At 45.2% G+C, this 17,590-nt stretch carries 15 protein-coding genes; 12 read left to right on the top strand and 3 right to left on the bottom strand.

What is annotated here, in order from left to right; genetic code table 11:
- Positions 1-234: 234 nt before the first annotated feature.
- Positions 235-2,043: an ATP-dependent nuclease gene (locus tag B5G40_RS03535; RefSeq protein WP_087398791.1), complete on the top strand. Its 1,809-nt coding sequence runs from the start codon at positions 235-237 to the stop codon at positions 2,041-2,043.
- 276 nt (positions 2,044-2,319) lie between these two features.
- On the opposite strand, the gene B5G40_RS17080 is transcribed toward B5G40_RS03535, so the two are convergent.
- From B5G40_RS17080 to B5G40_RS03515, 3 genes are all read right to left on the bottom strand, one after another.
- Positions 2,320-2,493 carry a hypothetical protein gene (locus B5G40_RS17080; RefSeq protein ID WP_164496940.1) on the bottom strand — a complete coding sequence of 58 codons (174 nt, stop codon included), beginning with the start codon at positions 2,491-2,493 and terminating at the stop codon, positions 2,320-2,322.
- Positions 2,494-2,812: 319 nt separating this feature from the next.
- Positions 2,813-3,211 carry a replication initiator protein A gene (locus B5G40_RS03520; protein WP_087398789.1) on the bottom strand — a complete coding sequence of 133 codons (399 nt, stop codon included), beginning with the start codon at positions 3,209-3,211 and terminating at the stop codon, positions 2,813-2,815.
- Between the two features lie 116 nt (positions 3,212-3,327).
- A complete protein-coding gene (locus B5G40_RS03515) occupies positions 3,328-3,675 on the bottom strand; it encodes a cysteine-rich VLP domain-containing protein (protein WP_242959203.1) in 348 nt (115 codons plus the stop codon).
- Positions 3,676-3,931: 256 nt separating this feature from the next.
- Here B5G40_RS03515 and B5G40_RS03510 point away from each other — a divergent pair, with 256 nt between their 5' ends.
- From B5G40_RS03510 to B5G40_RS03465, 11 genes are all read left to right on the top strand, one after another.
- Positions 3,932-4,639 (top strand): helix-turn-helix domain-containing protein, encoded by a 708-nt coding sequence (locus tag B5G40_RS03510; RefSeq protein ID WP_087398787.1) that lies wholly within the window; start codon positions 3,932-3,934, stop codon positions 4,637-4,639.
- A gap of 56 nt (positions 4,640-4,695) precedes the next feature.
- Positions 4,696-7,473, top strand: a complete 2,778-nt coding sequence (locus B5G40_RS03505; protein ID WP_087398786.1) for a type I restriction-modification system subunit M — start codon at positions 4,696-4,698, stop codon at positions 7,471-7,473.
- 1 nt (position 7,474) lies between these two features.
- Positions 7,475-8,713, top strand: coding sequence for a restriction endonuclease subunit S (locus B5G40_RS17150; RefSeq protein ID WP_242959200.1), 1,239 nt, complete (start codon positions 7,475-7,477; stop codon positions 8,711-8,713).
- Positions 8,714-8,727: 14 nt separating this feature from the next.
- Positions 8,728-11,850 carry a type I restriction endonuclease subunit R gene (locus B5G40_RS03495; protein ID WP_087398785.1) on the top strand — a complete coding sequence of 1,041 codons (3,123 nt, stop codon included), beginning with the start codon at positions 8,728-8,730 and terminating at the stop codon, positions 11,848-11,850.
- A gap of 17 nt (positions 11,851-11,867) precedes the next feature.
- On the top strand, positions 11,868-12,482 hold the full coding sequence (gene kwaA, locus B5G40_RS03490; protein WP_087398784.1) for an anti-phage protein KwaA: 615 nt from the start codon (positions 11,868-11,870) through the stop codon (positions 12,480-12,482).
- Positions 12,469-13,443: an anti-phage protein KwaB gene (gene kwaB / locus B5G40_RS03485; RefSeq protein ID WP_087398783.1), complete on the top strand. Its 975-nt coding sequence runs from the start codon at positions 12,469-12,471 to the stop codon at positions 13,441-13,443. Before kwaA ends, kwaB begins: the two co-directional genes overlap by 14 nt.
- Positions 13,400-13,771, top strand: a complete 372-nt coding sequence (locus B5G40_RS17035; RefSeq protein WP_162614483.1) for a hypothetical protein — start codon at positions 13,400-13,402, stop codon at positions 13,769-13,771. Before kwaB ends, B5G40_RS17035 begins: the two co-directional genes overlap by 44 nt.
- A 16-nt stretch (positions 13,772-13,787) precedes the next feature.
- The gene (locus B5G40_RS03480; protein WP_343286721.1) at positions 13,788-14,081 is read left to right on the top strand and encodes a helix-turn-helix domain-containing protein; all 294 of its coding nucleotides are present in this window, start codon (positions 13,788-13,790) and stop codon (positions 14,079-14,081) included.
- The gene (locus B5G40_RS03475; protein ID WP_087398782.1) at positions 14,078-15,736 is read left to right on the top strand and encodes a recombinase family protein; all 1,659 of its coding nucleotides are present in this window, start codon (positions 14,078-14,080) and stop codon (positions 15,734-15,736) included. The genes B5G40_RS03480 and B5G40_RS03475 overlap by 4 nt, the downstream gene beginning before the upstream one ends.
- A 223-nt stretch (positions 15,737-15,959) precedes the next feature.
- Complete coding sequence (locus tag B5G40_RS17530) at positions 15,960-17,159, top strand: LuxR C-terminal-related transcriptional regulator (RefSeq protein ID WP_087398781.1); 1,200 nt, start codon at positions 15,960-15,962, stop codon at positions 17,157-17,159.
- 133 nt (positions 17,160-17,292) lie between these two features.
- Entirely contained in the window at positions 17,293-17,580 is a 288-nt protein-coding gene (locus B5G40_RS03465) for a hypothetical protein (protein WP_087328489.1), read from the top strand.
- Positions 17,581-17,590: the final 10 nt, after the last annotated feature.

The following is a 17,590-nucleotide window of genomic DNA, read 5'->3' as shown; positions in this document are numbered from 1 at the left end:
ATCCGTATAGAACCACGGCTGCTGATTGAAAATGCCACTTCATCTAACACTGCTGCCGACCCAGACACTGAGATCATGCTGATTCACGGTGACAACCTGTTAGCGCTGAAAGCGTTGGAAGTACATGTTTATTCCATCTAAGCAGATGCTGTCGAACTCGAGTTTTATGCAGTTGGCAATGCGTTTTCAAGAAAAGTAAATATCCAACAGTTACAAATAAAGGAGAGATGAACAATGTTGTTGAGTAGATTTCGTGTAACGGAATTTCGCTCTGTCCAAGATAGTGGCTGGATTGATGCTGAACAGATAACCGCATTGATCGGCACAAACGAATCGGGTAAAACCAATGTTATGCTTCCACTTTGGAAACTTAATCCTGCTGCGGATGGAGAAATCAACTTACAGGATGACTTACCTCGTGATAAATACCATGTATATCGCAACGCGGAGCAGAAGCCGATTTTTATAAGGGCACAGTATTCTTTGAATGGTGATGAACAAGCGGAATTGGCTAAGATTATTCGGTGTGATCCAACGGTACTTTCTGCTGTAATCGTTGAAAGGGACTTTGATGGAAATTATTCATATATTTTCCCAAATGAACCGGAACACAAAAATGAAGAAGATTCCTTTGTCGATATTGATGGTGTAACTGAATATATAGCTTCACATATGCCGAAGTACGTATATTACTCCAATTATGGAAATTTAGATTCGCAGATTTATCTTCCCGCTGTGCTACAAAATATGAACCGAACTGACCTCGGCATAAAAGAAGCTGCAAAGGCTCGCACACTAAGTACGTTGTTCAAATATGTCAACCTTGACCCTAAGGAAATAACTGATATGGGGGCAGAGAGCAGCGGAACTCCCAACGCTACACAAATTGAAGCCACTGCGAACAAGAAAAAAGAAAGGGAGATTTTGTTATCCTCTGCGGCTGCTGGATTTACCAAGTCATTTAATGAGTGGTGGAAACAAGGAAACTATATATTTGAGTTTAAAGCAGACGGCAACTATTTTAGAATTTGGGTATCTGACTCTATTCGGCCTGAACCAATCGAGCTGGAGGCCCGCAGCACTGGATTGCAATGGTTCTTTAGCTTCTATCTGGTCTTTTTGGTTGAAAGCGAATTACATCACCGTAATGCAATTCTTTTATTGGATGAACCAGGAGTGACTCTGCACCCTTTGGCACAAAAGGACTTATTCACGTTCTTTGAAAACCTATCTTTAAACAATCAAATAATATATACGACTCATTCACCATTTATGGTCGATTCAAACCATTTGGAACGAGTCCGCTCTGTTTATATTGATACTCTAGGAAAAACAACTGTCAGTGCCGATTTGCGTGCAGCCGAGCGGCTTAAAGGAAAAAACCAACCACAATCTATATATCCAGCTCATGCTGCCTTGGGGCTTTCTGTCTCTGATACATTATTGATAAACTGCAACCCTGTACTCGTTGAAGGGGAATCGGATCAACTATACTTATCCGCATTGAAAAATCTTTTAATTTCCAAAGGCAAAATTGCACCTTTGAAAGAGATTGTTTTTATCCCTACTGGGGGCGTCAAAGGAATTAAAGCTACTTCAGCAATCCTCTCTGGGGTAAATGATATTAAACCGTTAGTTGTTATTGATGGGGACAAGCCCGGTACTAAAATGGCTAATGAGCTCAAAGCGGATTTTTATGCAGCAGAAACCGAGAAGCTGATTTCTATTGCCGATTTTTCGACTGTAGTGGAAGCTGAAGTGGAGGATCTTTTCCCGAAAAGCAAACTGGCTAAGATTGTTGCACGATTCCTACCCAGACCAGAAGAGGCTGACGAAGAATTTGATGATGTCGTTGTAGTAGACAAGCCGATTTGTAATCAGATTGAGGAGTTTGCTAAAGCCCAAGGAATTGACCTTGGAAAAGGATGGAAAGTTCGTTTGGCAGCTATGGTTAAAAGAGAAATCCTTAAAGGCACGGATAAAGTAATAGGTGAGAGTGATCCTGAATTTGCAAAAGTCTTGGAGTTGTTTAATTGTTTCTAACATCTTATCGGGTTTTTGATATTGGTATTGTATCTATTCATGCCTTGTTGTCTGAACTTTTAATATAGATTTTCATCTGTGCATTCCAAGTCGCTGGATAACTAATGCTTACAATACTAACAAAAAAGGCCACACAGCAGACATAGAAACCTGTTGTGTGGCCTTTATGTTTAGAACTGCGAGAACATCACTTAAAAGTTATTGTTGTGTTCAATAATCCATAAGTGGACACTCCGAAATGAGTCATCCTTTCTTATATCATCTTTGAATTTTACGTCACTCCTTACTTTGATCAGAATACTTCTTTTCCCATGCCTCAAGCTCTTTTTGCCCCTGGTCACTGGCATAGAATTTCTGAATTTCAGGCACAAGAAATCGGGCAAAGGAATCAATGATGGACTGTGGCAGTTCGATCTCGTATAGATTTTGACGTTTTTCCTGGCTGGCCATAGTGTATTGCCCCAACAGCAAAACCTTTCCGGCTCAACTCAGTCCATCTCACACTCCTTCCCGGCGATACACAGCTGCCAAAGATTGTTCCCATACACAGAGGGGAAACAGATAATTTCAAAACCTGAGAAAATTCTCATAGAGCTCCTTTCCTATCTCTTCCCATCCGGGGTTTTCACCGGAAAATCCCGCATAAAATAGCTTGGATCGGAAGGGAATGAATCGAATTAAACTGGGTATATTTATCTTTTTCTTTTTATCTACCGTCTGGTTTTCGCACTTCAAGAAAGCGGATTACCGTACTTGTCGAATCCATTATTCAGACTTCCGGCGTTCCGCAACCGGATTTCTTGAAGTCGGTGTTCGAAACCGCTTCATAGTATTTTGGGTAGATACGGTTGGGTTTTCCACAACCCTGCTTTTTGATGGATACAAGATCTGCATATTGCAGTTCCCGCAGTGTGTCCACCGCTTTTTGACGGCCACAGTGCAGCAGCTCGCACACCTCGTTGATGGGGTAGTACAGATAAATTTTGCCATAATCGTCGGCCCATCCGTTTTTGCGGGACAAATCTGTTCGACGCAGTATCATCGCATACAACAGTTTGGCTTCGCTTGACAAGGAGCAAAAACTTGGTGCCTCAAACAGAAAATTGGGCAGTCGTATAAAACTTTGGGCCGGTGGCTTCTGATGAATGTAAAAGGGTTTAGTAGCCATGACAGGTACCTCCATGCGGACAATTAGAACGTGATTTCTGAGCGATAAGGGGTATTGCTATTCACCTCCACGATTGCCAGGCTGGAAAGTGAGCATATATCCGGCTTTTGGAAGCTCTATTTGTCCGTATTCGACCTCCGTTTCCTGTCACTTGCTGTTTTCTGACGGCGGTGCACCTTGCGGGCACAATCGGGACAATACTTGGCTCGGTTAGACTTTGCCAGAAACGGCGCACCACATTCTGCGCATCGCTTCACTCCCTTGGGTTTGGTGATTTCAGCTTGTAAGGCTGGAGCGCCCGGCAGAACCCAATCCCGGAACCAGGTGCAGCACAGAGAATAAGAGATGCTCTGTACACAGACACAAGGCTCGCCATCATCCAGCGCAATACAATTGCCGCCGTCATAATTGCAGCAAGATTTTCGAATCAGCGCATTGGCTTTTCTCTTTTGCTTGGGTGTCATTTGAATCGACAAATTGTTTTTCCTCTCAGCTTTGTGGTTGCAGCTTGTGCAGATATTTTTCCATGCGCTTTCCTCCATTTCATGTAGAGAATTGATTTTGTGAGATTTATGGTTTATAATAAATGTAAACCGTAAACTCTAATTGAATTATACCGTAGGAAAGTGCTTGAATCGGTATATCAACCATAAATTATTTCAGTTTCAAAAACGATTTACTTATAAATTGTAGTTTATAAATGGACGGGAGGATCAACTCATGCTGTATGACGAAGCAAGGATGGCGTTGACCAAAGAGCGGCTGGAAGATCTGCGCAAAGAAAAAAAGCTGTCCTTTGAACAGCTTTCCAAGCAGCTTGCGGAGCGTGGTGTCAACATCAGCCATACAAATCTCAAAAATTATGAAATCAACGATCCAGTCCATCCTCTGTATGGCCGCACCCGTAGTATGAGCATTGAGTATCTGACTGCTTTTGCGGATTTTTACGATGTGTCGGTGGAGTATCTACTGGGGCTGTCTAACTCCCGCAAAAAGGAATACCACGATATTTCTGAACAGTTAGGTCTGTGCGATGAGGCGATTGACGAGCTTATTCAGTGTAAAGAAAACTCCAGCAGTGAGGAAGGGCAACAACTATATGTTTCTCAAGATACGGCCATTCTTAATGATTTTCTAATTAGCGCAGAATTTAGGCGTGTGATGGAAAAAATTAAGCAAAGCCTTTTTGCATATTACATGTACCAGTTGTCCCAGGACGGCATCTCTGCACAAATACGGAAAGAAAGCATTCAAAAGATGGAAGAAGCTCAGAAGGTTTTGGATGCGTGCGGTTATTGTTCAGTGGAGTATGATCTGATTTCACAGGTCCACATGGAAAACGCTATAGGCATCTTGAATACCTATCTGCGTGAATTGCCGAAACAGCTCTATCAAACACATGTACAGAAAGCAAAAGATAGGCAGTAATGATATACTGAAACACCGGATAGGGCACTAATAACAATAGATCGGAGAACACCTTTATGAATAAACAACAGCTGGCAAATAAAATCTGGGAATCCGCCAACAGAATGCGTTCCAAGATTGAAGCAAATGAATATAAGGACTATATTTTGGGATTTATCTTTTATAAATTCCTGTCCGACAAAGAAGTTGAATTTCTGAAAAAAGACGGTTATGAAGATGATGATATCAAAGAGAATGCCCATGAAAATAATGAGCCTCTTGTGGACTATTGTCAGCAGCATCTCGGGTATTTTATCGCCTACGATAACCTCTTTTCTACCTGGCTGGCAAAGGGCGGCAGTTTCACCGTGGACAATGTGAGAACCGCGCTTTCTGCCTTTAATCGCCTGATCAGCGAAACACAAAAGAAAGTATTCAGCAAAATCTTTAACACGCTGGAAACCGGCCTGAGCAAACTGGGCGACAGCACCAGCAGCCAGACCAAGTCAATCAGCGAACTGATTCAGCTGATCAAAGATATCCCTACCGATGGCAAACAGGACTATGATGTCCTGGGATTTATTTATGAATACCTGATCAGTAACTTTGCGGCCAATGCTGGCAAAAAGGCCGGTGAGTTTTATACCCCTCACGAAGTATCTCAGCTTATGTCTGAAATCGTTGCTCACCATCTAAGAGACCGGGAGAAAATTGAAATCTACGATCCTACCAGCGGTTCCGGTTCCCTGCTTATTACCATCGGTAAAAGCGTTGCAAAGTACACTAAGAGCAAAGATGATATCATGTACTATGCGCAGGAGTTGAAGGAAAACACCTATAATCTAACACGTATGAACCTTGTCATGCGTGGCATCAAGCCGGATAACATCTTCACCCGCTGCGGTGATACCCTGGAACAGGACTGGCCCATGTATGACGATGTGACCCGGGAATATAATCCCCTGTATCTGGATGCGGTTGTCTCCAATCCGCCCTACTCCCAGCGCTGGGACCCGAAGCATAAAGACACAGATCCCCGTTATCGTTATGGCATTGCGCCTAAAGGCAAGGCGGACTATGCGTTTCTGCTCCATGACCTATACCACCTGAAGCCAGAGGGAATTATGACCATTGTTCTGCCTCATGGTGTTCTGTTCCGTGGTGATGCACTGGGGGGGCCGGATGGCCAGGGCGAAGGCGAAGGAAAGATTCGCCGAAATCTGATTGAGAACAACAACATTGAGGCGATTATTGGCCTGCCTGCCAACATTTTCTTTGGCACAGGTATTCCTACTATCATTATGGTGCTGCGCCAGAAGCGCGAAGAATCTGATGTTCTGTTTATTGACGCTTCCAAGGGTTTTACCAAGGTTGGCAAGACCAATAAGCTGATGGCGTCCGATATCAAGCGAATTGTGGATGCTGTTGCAGCTCGTCCCGAGAAGATCGAAAAGTTTGCCCGGCTGGTTTCCAAAGAGGAGATCCGGCGCAATGGCTATAACTTAAATATTCCCCGCTATATTGATTCCTCTGAAGCCCCAGAAACATGGGATATCTACGCCACCATGTTCGGCGGTATCCCCAACCACGAAATTGACTTTCTAGCTTCCTATTGGTCCGCGTTTCCTCAGTTGCGGGAAAGCCTGTTCACATCGGATGAAACGCCCTATTCTCAATTAGCTGTCCAAAATGTCAAGGAGGCGATCGAAGGAAACAATGATGTGCAGGCATTTGTTGCCGCTCACCAGGCTGCGTTCGCTGATTTTGACGCATATCTGAACGGAGAACTGATTGAAAAAATGATGGAGCTGAATATCTCTCAGACAGAGGACGCCATCACACAAAATATTTTTGGCCGCATCACGCCGCTGCCCCTGCTGGACAAATACCAGGCGTATCAGCTGCTGGACAATCAATGGGCAGGTATCGCCACCGATCTCGAAATTGTCCAAACCGAAGGATTTGCAGCTGCGAAGCAAGTTGACCCCAACATGGTCATCAAAAAGAAAGGTGACAAGGAAGAAGAGGTGCAGAACGGCTGGGTGGGTCATGTGATCCCCTTTGAATTGGTGCAGACTACACTACTGAGAGAAGATTACGACGCACTCAAAACCAAGGAAGCTCGACTGGATGAAATTGCGGCAGAACTAACTGAGATTATCGACTCCATTGACGAGGGCGACCGCGGCGACTTCCTCAACGAGGACAACACCGCCTTTGTTTCCAAGGAGTTTGTAGCAAAGCTGGCAGAGATTTATGGGGATGTTTCGTCCCCGGAGCTGGACGGCTTGCAGGGGTATCTGGAGTTGTTGGATGCGAAGGCCGGAAAAGCGGAAAAACTTCACTATATCAATACCCATCCGGAAGTCAGCTGGGCCGATGTGGAGGGAAATTCTCCCTATACTAAGGTGAAAGTTTCGGCGTATGTCAAGGCACTGCGGGCGGCGTATATCTTCCCGGAGGATTCCTTTGAGGCGAAAATGGTACAGGCTGACAAGCTAATGGTAGAGGAAAAAACGGTTAAGAGCGAGGGAAAGAAAAACGAGGAAGCCCTGCACCTGAAAACCAAAGAGACCATTGAAGGATTGAGCGATGAGCAAGTCCTGGATTTGTTGCGTCTGAAATGGATTGCGCCCCTATGTGTTTCTCTGCGGGCTATGCCGGAAATTATCATTGACGGGCTGGAAAAAGCCGTGCAGGTGCTTACGGATAAGTATGCCGTGACCTATGTGGAGCTAGACGAGCAGATCAAGACATCAGAAACGACGCTTGCTGATATGCTGGATGAGCTCACCGGCAGCGAATTTGATATGAAAGGGCTTAGCGAGTTCCAATCGCTGCTAAAGGGTGAATGAGATGAAGAAACTGCCCCAAATTCCTCAAATCCGAGTCAAAGGTTTCACACAAGAATGGACTAAGCACTTGCTTAATTATTATCTTGAAACTTCCCAAGAAAAAAATTTTGATGGACTATATCAAAGGGAAGACGTTTTGTCCGTTTCTGGTGATTATGGAATTGTTAATCAAATAGAATTTCAAGGCCGGAGTTTTGCGGGGGCTTCTGTTTTAAATTATGGTGTTGTACACACCGGTGATGTAGTATATACCAAATCTCCGTTGAAGGAAAATCCTTATGGAATTATAAAGACAAACACTGGGAAAGCTGGTGTTGTTTCAACATTATATGCAGTATATCATCCAAGAGAAGTCACCTATCCCGAGTTTGTACAATGGTATTTTGAAAATAACGATAGGCTGAATCACTATCTAAACCCTCTGGTAAACAAGGGGGCGAAAAATGACATGAAGGTATCGTCTGATAATGCGCTTTTAGGAATGGTTGTCTTTCCAGACTATGCTGAACAAAAAGCTATTTCGGACTCTTTTACGCATATTAAGAATATTGTCTTACAATGTGAATCCAGACTGAAAAAACTTCAGACGCTCAAAACTTCGATGCTGGAAAAAATGTTTCCGAAAGATGGCGCAGCTGTGCCGGAGATTCGTTTTAAAGGATTTGATGAAAAGTGGTCAACGATTGAGCTCGCTCAAATTGCCGATAAGGTAAATGAGAAGAATGTGCAAAATTATATCACAGAGACATTTACCAATTCGGCTGAGCACGGTATCATTAGTCAAAGAGATTTTTTTGATCATGATATAGCTAAAGCTGAAAAAATTAACGGATATTATATCGTGGAAGATAATGATTTTGTATACAATCCGCGTGTTTCTGTCACAGCGCCTTGCGGTCCTATAAACTGTAATAGACTTGGTAGAACGGGTGTAATGTCCCCTCTCTATACGGTTTTCAGAACTCACGATATAGACACATTATTTTTGGAATGGTACTTTAAAAGTTCTCATTGGTATGCCTATATGAGATTTAATGGAGATTCTGGAGCAAGATCTGATAGGTTTTCTATTAAAAGTGATTTGTTTTTCAAGATGCCTATTCCAATTCCGAGTATGGAAGAACAGCATAAAATTGGTCAAGCATTGCAAACTTTAAATGAGAATATAAATTTAAATCTGCAAGAACTCGGCAAACTCCAATCCATCAAAAAAGCCCTGCTGGAAAAAATGTTTGTCTGACATAGGAGGCTGCTATGGCATTTGAAAATGAAGCTGCCTTTGAAGCAGCGTTAATCAATTTACTAACTGAAAAATATGGCTGGGAGCCGGAAATCCTGCGCTACAAAACCGAAGAAGAGCTGATCCAGAACTGGAAGCAGATTCTCTTTGAGAACAACCGGGATATCGACCGTTTGAATGATGTCCCGCTGACCGATGGCGAAATGCAGCAGATTCTGGACCAGATCACTCGGCTGCGTACACCGCTGAAGCTGAATGGCTTTATCAATGGTAAAACCGTGGCCATTAAGCGGGATAACCCTGCCGACAAGCTGCATTTTGGCAAAGAGGTCAGCCTAAAAATTTATGACCAGCGGGAGATTGCCGCCGGACAGAGTCGCTACCAGATTGCCCAGCAGCCTGTGTTCAAGGCGAGAAGTGCGGTTTTGCCCAATCGCCGGGGCGATTTTATGCTGCTGATTAACGGTATGCCTTTGATCCACTGCGAGCTCAAGCGCAGCGGCGTGGATGTGAGTCAGGCATATAATCAGATCGAAAAATATGCCCATGAAGGTGTGTTCTCCGGGCTTTTCTCCCTGGTGCAGATTTTCATTGCCATGCAGCCGGATGAGACAGTTTATTTTGCTAATCCCGGCCCAGACGGAATGTTTAACAAGGATTTCTACTTCCATTGGGCTGATGCTAACAATGAGCCGCTGAACAACTGGAAGGACATTGCGCAATATCTGCTCTCCATCCCTATGGCGCACCAGTTGATTGGTTTTTATACAGTTGCCGATGATACCGATGGTATTTTGAAAGTCATGCGCAGCTACCAATACTATGCGGCTTCCCGCATTACCGGTCGTGTTGCCATGCGGCGTTGGGCGGATAAGGATCAGTATGGCGGATATATCTGGCACACGACCGGTTCCGGTAAAACCTTGACCAGCTTTAAATCCGCTCAGCTGATTGCCGGATCAAGGGATGCCGATAAGGTGGTGTTCCTGATGGACCGTGTGGAGCTGGGAACCCAGTCACTGATGGATTACCGTGGTTTTGCCGACGATGCGGGTTCTGTACAGGACACAGAAGATACAAATGTTTTGGTTTCAAAACTGAAAAGTGACGATCCGGCCAATACGTTGATCGTCACTTCCATTCAGAAGATGAGCCGCATTGAGGAAAACAGCAGCTATAATGCCCACGATATTGAACTGATTCGGGATAAGCGGATTGTTTTCATCATTGATGAAGCACACCGGGACGTATTCGGAGAAATGCTGCGTACAATCAAAGAAACCTTCCCCAATGCCATGTTCTTCGGGTTTACGGGAACACCAATTCATGAAGAGAACCAGAAGAAAATGAGCACTACCTCGGATGTGTTTGGAAACGAACTTCACCGGTACAGCATTGCAGACGGAATCCGGGACAAAAATGTTCTGGGTTTTGACCCCTATATGGTGCCTACCTATAAGGACCGTGATTTACGCAAGGCTGTTGCTTTGGAAAAAGCCAAAGCGCCTACTGAAGCCGCAGCCATGAGCGACCTAAAAAAGAAAAAAGCCTATCTGCACTATATGGACCATACAAGCGTGCCTATGGCTGGTGTCGTTCAAGCAGACGGAACCTACCTGAAGGGCATTGAAGATTATTTGCCCAACTCCCAATATGAGCGGGAAGAACATCAGCGTGCGGTAGTAACCGATATTCTGGACAACTGGGTTACGCTCAGCCACGGAAGTAAGTTCCATGCGATTTTTGCAACCAGCAGTATCCCGGAGGCGATCCAATATTACAGGCTGTTCAAGGAAATGAGCAGTTTGAAAGTGACGGCACTGTTTGACCCAAGCATTGATAACAATGGTGGGGCGATCTTCAAGGAAGAATCGTTGATCGAGATTCTGGAAGATTACAATGCTCGTTACGATATGAAGTTTAAGCTGGCTACCTATGCAACGTTCAAAAAAGATGTTTCCTACCGCCTGGCACACAAGGAGCAGTATAAGTCTGTGGAGAGGACCCCGGATCAACAGATTGATTTGCTGATTGTTGTGGATCAGATGCTGACGGGATTTGACTCCAAATGGATCAACACCCTCTATCTGGATAAGGTTTTGGTCTATGAAAAACTGATTCAGGCATTCTCCCGCACCAACCGCCTTTTTGGACCAGAGAAACCCTTTGGCACGATTCGTTATTACCGGAAACCTTATACGATGCGTCGGAATATCGACGAAGCGTTCAAACTGTACTCTGGTGACAAACCTCTTGGCCTATTTGCGGACAAGCTGGAGTATAACCTGGGCAAGCTGAATGAGCTGTATGATGAAATCGAAGCGATTTTCCGCTCGGCAGGAGTGGGAAATTTTGAAAAATTGCCGGAAGATCACACAGAGCGCGGACAGTTTGCCAAGCTTTTCAAGCGTTTTAATAACTACCTGGAAGCAGCTAAAATTCAGGGGTTTACTTGGAATAAACTGTCCTATGAAATAAAAACAGAAACGGGTAAAACCACTGTTGAGCTTCATCTGGATGAGACTACTTACCTGATTCTTGCACTTCGCTATAAGGAGCTGTTTTCCGGCGAGGGAACAGGCTTGGGTGGTGATGATGTTCCTTATGAGATTGATTCTTACCTGACCGAGATCAACACCGGCGTTATTGATGCCAATTACATGAACTCCAGATTCAGCAAATACCTCAAGGCGCTGCAGGATGGAACTGAAACAGCGGCGGTGCTGGATGAACTGCATAAGTCCTTTGCAACTCTTACCCAGGAAGAGCAGAAGTATGCAAATATCTTCCTGCACGATGTGCAGAATGGCGATGTCGTAGTTGATGAAGGGAAAACGTTGCGCGATTACATCACAGAGTATATGACCAGTGCGAAGAATGACCAGATTCACCGTTTTGCCGAGGCTCTTGGAGCAGATGAGACAATGCTGCGGGATTTCATGCAGTTGAGGGTTACAGAAGCAAACATTAACGAGTTTGGCCGATTTGATAAGCTGAAAGCGACGGTCAACAGGGACAGCGCAAAAGTGTTCTTGGAAACCCTTGAGGGAGCTGCCATCAAGCCTTTTCAGATCAACATGAAGGTGGATCGGATCTTGAGAAAATTTATCCTTGAGGGCGGATTTGACATAGCCTAAACAAAGGAGGCGGCGATATGGGAAACAGGCGACAAAAACATGAGCAAGACACAGCTATAAAGCTTCGCTTCTATTTTATGTCATTATGGCTATTGTTCGTTTTGATTTTTCTATTAACCGTTGATATCCCAATTTGTTTTTCTAAAGATGCGCACTTTATAGGTTTTGGACCGTTGTTGAAAAGAAATTGGCTTGCGTTTATCTCTTTACTCTTTGCAATTCTGGGATGGCTTGTTGCGTCTCGAGAGAAACAACGATGGGCAGGAGTAACGAATCCGCCGTATAAAATTGAGTTCATCAAAAACGAGAATTATGAATATTTAACATTTCTTACTACCTATATAATCCCGCTGATTTGCATCGATTTAACCAAGATTCGATATGTGTTCGTGCTGGCCGTTCTATTGGTGCTAATCGGGTTTATCTTTATCAGAATGGATTTATATTGTGGGAATCCTACCTTGGCACTTATGGGATACAGATTGTATCGCGCAGAGATTAAAGGCGTGGATGCTCCCGATGGAATTGTGTTGATATCAAAAGACCGTTTATCCAAAAGATCAGCTATTAAATGGATTCCCATCGATAAATATGTCTGGATAGCAAAGGAGATAAAGAATGACGTCGGATGAATTAAAAGGTACAGTGTCAACCATATTGGGGCAGCAGCACTCTGCACAACTGTATTTGGTCCTCAAAGTTAACGATGAACTCGTTTTGAGATTGGCAGACATAGAAGATGAGAGCACAGCACCGGAAATTCAACACATGTTTGAAGAATTTTTGGAGACTACCATTGTCGCTAATGAAGATATGATTGTCCGCAATCTTTCTGTTGCAGATGAATCACCAAATGCAGTTTATGAATATGATTATGATAGTTATCCGGAAGAACTGAATTTATTTAAAAAATTCAATATTGAAGAAGCGATAAACATAGATCATTTTAATTTTAACACGGATGATCTTAATCATTTGTTTGGATACATAGTTTATATTGGAAGCATGGAAAGTGGTATTGTCCTCTTCAAAAAACATTATCCAATCTCTTTGATAAAACGAGAAAGTTTCTTACTGGGAGCAATTAGAAGCAGTGAACGTTTTGAGAAACTGCCCGGAGAAGATATTATACGATTGAATAATGATGCGCAGCTTTTGCGAGTAGGCGACACTATATTTGTGCTCAATTTAAAAATGCTGGAACGTAATATGGGCTTTTCGGCTCTCATCCAACAAGCGGCAACGGAAACTGTTAGCGCAATCGAAGAGCTGGACATTTTGGATGATATTGAGGTGTTGCGGGATACACTTGAAGTTCCATCATTTGCGCGGAAGCTTTCTAAAGTAAAAAAAGCATCACCTATTTTTAAGCTAGGGATATCAAAAGAAGCAATTGTGGAATTTACAAAAAACACGCCAGAGCTTGCAGGAAAGTTCAAATATAGTGAAGATGGAACTCAGATCAGGTTGAGCACCCAGAAATCTAAAATTGCGTTTCTTAAATTGATGAACGATGCTTTTTTGCACTCTGAATTAACTCAACAATGGTATGATGCATCCGCAAAAGACAACATTACTCAAGGGGCTGGATAATCCACAATTTTGTAACCGAGTTCTCAAGAAAAAGCGTTCGCAGAACGCGCAGCCGCAGAGTAAAATTCTGCGCTCAAAGGGGTTTGGGGGCGCTGCCCTCAACAAGCAGTTTGTGGCTGTGGATAGCCACAAGCATTGCTTGCGTCAATATGCTTCCCTTAAAAACGTGGTACTTGAAAACTATGCGCTAACAGCATTTTATCATTGTGATTATGTTGATATAGGGTTGAGGTTTATTCCTACATCTGATAAAATGATATTGACGAATGGGGGTGTATCTCTTGAAAGAAGTGGCAGAAAGATTGCGGTCTCTGCGGGAAAGTGTTAAGCTGTCCCAGGTTAAAATGGCCGAGATCGTCGGTGTCAAGCAATCCAGCCTGAACCGCTATGAGCTCAATCAGGCTTCACCGACATTTGAAACACTTACCCGATATGCGGATTACTTTGATGTATCTATGGACTATATCTTTGGACGCACGGACAATCCTCAGGGCAAGCTGTATGAGTACAAGCCTAAAATTCAGCAGAACGACCCCCAGATGCAGAAGTTTGTTGAAATGTGCTTTGACCCCACATCTCCTATGAATGCGCGGCTCAAGGAAACGCTACTGCAAATGCTTGGGGAGGCGAAACAATGAATGTTGTTATCTACGCCCGCTACTCCAGTCATAGCCAGACCGAGCAATCTATTGAGGGACAGCTCCATACCTGCTATGAGTATGCAAAAAACAACGGCTATCTTGTTGTTGGGGAGTACATCGACCGCGCTCAGAGCGGAACCACCGACAGCCGCGCCGAGTTCCAGCGGATGATTGCCGACAGTGACAAGCATACCTTTGAGGGCGTTCTGGTTTACCAGCTTGACCGTTTTGCCCGCAACCGATATGACAGTGCCATCAACAAGGCAAAACTGAAAAAGAACGGTGTGCGAGTGATCTCCGCGCGGGAAAACATCAGCGATGATGCCAGCGGCATTCTGGTGGAAGGTGTTCTGGAAAGTATGGCTGAATACTACTCAGCGGAGCTTTCCCAAAAGATTCGCCGGGGCATGGAGATCAATGCGCAAAAGTGTTTGGCCAATGGCAGCAATCCTGGTTTGGGCTATAAGGTGGATTCCGAACGTCGGTACTATGTGGATGAGGAAGAAGCAAAGACTGTCCGGGAGATTTTTGAACGATATGCCAGCGGAGAAACAGTTGCAGACATTATCCGTGATTTGAACCGCAGAAAGCTCACGACTTCTCTTGGCAAACCCTTTAATAAAAACAGCGTCCACCGCATTTTGAACAACCGGCGTTACATCGGATATTACCTCTACAAAGGACAGGAAACGCCGGGCGGTATGCCTCGTATCATCGAAGATGAGCTGTTTGAGCGTGTCCACTATATCCTTGATCGCAACAAAAAAGCACCTGCCCGAGCTAGAGGGCGGGAAGAGTATCTGCTCACCACAAAGCTGTTCTGTGGCTACTGCCGGGAGATGATGACCGGTTACGGCGGTACAGGAAAATCCGGCAAGACCTATCACTACTACGCCTGCAATAATTTCAAACGGCGCAAATGCAAAAAGAAGGTCATCGGTAAAGAGAGAATTGAGGATCGTGTGGTGTTGGAGTGCCGCAAGTTGCTGACAGACAGTAACATTGAGCGGATTGCGGCCTCGGTATCTGAGGCCTGTGAATCCAACCGGGACACAGCATCCATCAAACGCATCAGAGCTGCCATCCAGGAAGCAGACACCGCCATTGAAAATCTCTGGAAGGCGTTGGAGCGGGGACAGGCGGCCGACATGATTACTGAGCGGATTGAAAAACGCCAGCACGAAAAAGAGGAGTTGCAAGCACAACTGGCTGTCGAGATGGCGAAGCAGGTGACTTTGACAGCACCCCAGGTTAGAGCCTATCTCTACTCGCTCAGGCAAGGAGACAAGAACGACGAGAACATTAAGCGTGGGATCATCAATATCTTCCTCCGGGCGGTATATTTGTATGATGACCGGTTCACCTTGGTTTTGAACGGTAGCGACACCCCGATCACAATTGATGACATTCTGCTGGACGAGATCGAGGAGGGGCTTGAGGGTGACCTGACCAACTGCGAAGGGTGTTCATCGTTGGTTGCGGACGCTCCACCACAAGTAGCAAATCCGAACCCTGCACCGCTTGGTGCCGGGTTCGGATTTGTGCTTTTTTTGAATAATTTTGGGAAAGGCCAAACCCCAAAAGTCTATCTCATTTTTCTCTCTGGTGGAAGTTGCTGTGGCTTCGTGTTCTCTCTGCGTGGCTGGGTTTGAGTGTAACGGGAAACCGATTGGGATAGCTTGCCCGAACGACGGACCTTCTGCAAAATGCTATTTGGACCATCCCAAATGGCCGGTTGAAATTCCTTTGACAGCATTATATAATAATTAACATATAGTAAAACTGAAGAAGTTGTTTAGTCTCAATTTTTGAAAGATGATACTGCATTGCAACTTATTTGCGGCGGTATCAAACGGTCTGGGGCGGGGGCACTTTATGGAATACATGACTGTGTACGATGCGGCGCAGAAATGGAACACATCTGAGCGCCTGGTGCAGAAATACTGCGCATCAGGGCGCATTGCGGGCGCAGAGAAGTTTGGGTCATCCTGGAGAATCCCAGTGGGAGCCGAAAAGCCCAAAGACCAACGCAGGGAACAGTCGGCTCCGGAAACGCAGGGGAAGAGAGGCCAGAGCCTTTCTTATCCGGGGCTTATGCCGCTGATGAACACCGCGTTTGAGCCGGGAAAATGCCTGGAATTCATTGACAGCATGGCGGACGGCCCGGAGAAACAGGTTGCATTTGCGGAATATTATTATTTCAGCGGACAGCCGGAAAAAGCCATCGAACAAACCGAACTGCTTCTCCGTGAGTCGGATAAGAACATACAGCTTTCCGCCTGTCTGATCTATCTGTATGCCAATCTTTCTGTGGGTGAGATACAGCGGGCCAGATATGCGCTGACAGCAGTGCAGGAAACGCTTGCCTCGGATACGGAAAAGCACCCGGAAAAGCGGGCGGGTCTGTCCTTTATTTCTTCTGCTGCGGCAGTACTGTTACACCTTCCTTTGCCCAAAGAACTGCCTCCCACGCAGGAGTTCCTTCCCAGGCTCCCAATGGGCATCCGGATGTTTGCGTTATATATCATCGCCCACGGTGTCTATCTGCAAAAGGACTACCAGAGAAGCCTGGGCATTATAGAGGCCACGCTGAGTATGCAGACGGAAGAATATCCGATCCCCAGCATTTATCTGCATTTGGCCGCAGTCATGGACTATATGAGTCTAAAACAGGTGGACAAGGCAAAGCGGCATCTGCTTGCGGCGTGGGAGCTTGCCAAACCGGACGATTTTATCCAGGGCTTTGGCGAACACCACGGCTTGTTGGGCGGGATGCTGGAAGCGGTGATCAAGCCGGAATATCCGGAGGACTTCAAGCGGATCATCGCCATCACCTACCGGTTTTCCGCAGGGTGGCGCAAGATCCATAATCCCGATACCGGGCATGACGTGGCGGACAATCTGACCACAACGGAGTTTGCTACATCCATGCTGGCTGCCCGCGGCTGGACGAATCAGGAGATCGCAGACCACATGCATATTTCCGTGAATACGGTAAAGTATCATATTACCAATGCCATGCAGAAACTCAGCGTCAAAAACAGACAGGAATTGAAAAAATATATGCTGTTATGAGAGAAAGGACCCGGCCATTTGGCCGGGTCCTTTTTTCGGTACCTACCCATTTTTCACCCTCAAACGGGTGGTTTCAAAAATATGGATTCATGGTATGATAAAACCATACGAAACAGGAAAGGAGAGTTGGCGTGTGGAAAAGGCAAAAACATATCAGGTCGAAGGCGCAACACTCACGATTCCGCTTCAGTATGACGAAAAATCTGGAAAATACATGGAAGTATACCCCGACTTTCTGGAACATCCCATCTATACGCCGGAGGGGCATCCAATCATGCTGACGCTGGAAGATGCCTGTCCCTTCGGCGAACACAGGGACGCAGGCGAGGGTCTGATCGACTGCGGCTCCTGCCGTTTTTACAGACCGTTTTCGAACACTTTGCTTGGCGTGTGCGGACATGAGAAGAACAGAAAAGCATGAAAAGGAGGGT

Origin of the sequence: Flavonifractor sp. An9 (assembly GCF_002161245.1) — a bacterium.
Classification (GTDB): Bacteria; Bacillota; Clostridia; order Oscillospirales; family Oscillospiraceae; genus Flavonifractor; species Flavonifractor avicola.
This window is presented reverse-complemented; position numbering and strand designations above follow the sequence as displayed.